Raw genomic sequence first — 1,476 nt, 5'->3', positions numbered from 1 at the left:
GGCGCCGACCCTGCGCCCTTCATCGCGGCGCGCACCGCCGCCTCGGCCTGGGCGGTGACGGCCTTGCGGTCGGTGCCGGCCTCGAAGGCGATCGGCTGACCCCAGACCACGTGGACGTCGATCGGCCCCTTCTCGAAGAACAGGGCGAGGTGGGGGGCGAGGTCCATGTCGCCGTACCAGGCGATCTCGGGGCGCTCGACCCGGCCGACGGGCAGGCCGTTGCGGCGCGGATAGGTGATCGCCAGCGGCTGCAGGCGGATGCGGTCGGTCTCGGCCTGGATCGCGGCCCGCGCCGCGCCGACGAGCGAGGAGCGGAACGGCAGCAGGCGGGTGCCGTCGCCGGTGGTGCCCTCGGCGAACAGCACCACGAGCTCGCCCCGCGCCAGCCGGTCGCCGATCGCGGCGTTGACGGTGGCGGTGGCGCCCCGCCGCGCCCGGTCGATGAACACCGTGCGCTGGAGGGCGGCGAGCGTGCCGACGACCGGCCAGCCGGCGATCTCGGACTTCGCCACGAACGAGAGCGGCCGCAGCGAGCCGATGGCGATGATGTCGAGCCAGGAGACGTGGTTGGCGAGCACCAGGGCGGCCTCGCCGGGGCGGGGCGGGGTGCCGCTCTGCGTCACCCGCACCGAGAACAGGGCCAGGAACACCCGGTGGAACAGGGCGGGCGCGAGGCCCCATCCGCGGCGCTCGCCGAAGCGCAGGGCCAGCCAGTGCGGCCCGGCGAGCAGCGCGAAGGCCAACGCGCAGACGACCAGCCGCAGGGCCACCCCGACGCGCGTCACCGGCCGCTCACGTCAGGTCGGCCCGCATGGTCAGCGCAGTCGCGCGGCTGCCGTCGGCCTGCGCGTAGTAGCCGGTCCGCGTGCCGACCTGCGTGAAGCCGTGCCGGGCGTAGAGCCTGAGCGCGGGGGCGTTGCCCTCGTCGACCTCCAGGTGGACGTGCGCGACACCGATCAGCGCCAGGTGCCCGAGGTGCTCGCGCAGCAGCCGGTGGCTCAGGCCCCCGCCGCGGGCGGAGGGCGCCAGCACGACGGTGAGGATCTCCGCCTCGTCCGCGACCTTGCGGGACAGGACGAAGCCCTGCATCGCGCCGGCGCGCCACAGGGCGTGCCCCTGCGTCGCGCGCTCGCACAGCATCCGCTCGAACTCGTGCGCGTCCCAGGGCCGCGCGAAGGCGGTGGCGTGGAGACGCGCCAGCGTCCGCGCCTGGTCGGCCTCGCGCAAGGGGGCGACGTAGGGCTCGGGGCCCCAGGCCTCCCACCAGGCGAGCCACCATTCCAGCGGCCAGAAGGGCGAGACCGGGCGGGTCATCGCCGGGCGATCCGCGCGCGGTCCTGCGGCTGGGCGTCGGCCCCGCGCAGGTACATCGGCCGGGGCAGGGCGTGGGCCGGGTCGGCGACCAGGCCGAGCGAGGCGACCCAGGCGATGTCGGGGCCGGCGGCGCCCGCGACCGTCACCGCGACGCCTCGGGCG

2 protein-coding genes and 1 pseudogene are annotated in these 1,476 nt (G+C 76.4%); all 3 read right to left on the bottom strand.

All coding sequences use genetic code 11. From position 1 onward, the window contains the following. On the bottom strand, nt 1–785 hold a 785-nt coding region (locus tag FV222_RS25860; protein WP_147815987.1), incomplete at its 3' end, for a lysophospholipid acyltransferase family protein. 7 nt (nt 786–792) lie between these two features. Next, on the bottom strand, nt 793–1,314 hold the full coding sequence (locus tag FV222_RS25855; protein WP_147754157.1) for a GNAT family N-acetyltransferase: 522 nt from the start codon (nt 1,312–1,314) through the stop codon (nt 793–795). Beyond that, a pseudogene (locus tag FV222_RS31575) lies at nt 1,311–1,476 on the bottom strand (tRNA (adenosine(37)-N6)-threonylcarbamoyltransferase complex dimerization subunit type 1 TsaB); the annotation flags it as partial. The pseudogene FV222_RS31575 and the gene FV222_RS25855, both read right to left, overlap by 4 nt.

It is taken from the genome of Methylobacterium sp. WL103 (assembly GCF_008039885.1).
GTDB classification, from domain to species: Bacteria; Pseudomonadota; Alphaproteobacteria; order Rhizobiales; family Beijerinckiaceae; genus Methylobacterium; species Methylobacterium cerastii.
The sequence above is the reverse complement of the archived record's forward strand: the minus strand, read 5'-3'. Positions and strand labels throughout refer to the sequence as shown.

Excerpts from the sequence above, each read along its gene's own strand:
- FV222_RS25855 (WP_147754157.1), bottom strand. The coding sequence starts at position 1,314 with ATGACCCGCCCGGTCTCGCCCTTCTGGCCGCTGGAATGGTGGCTCGCC.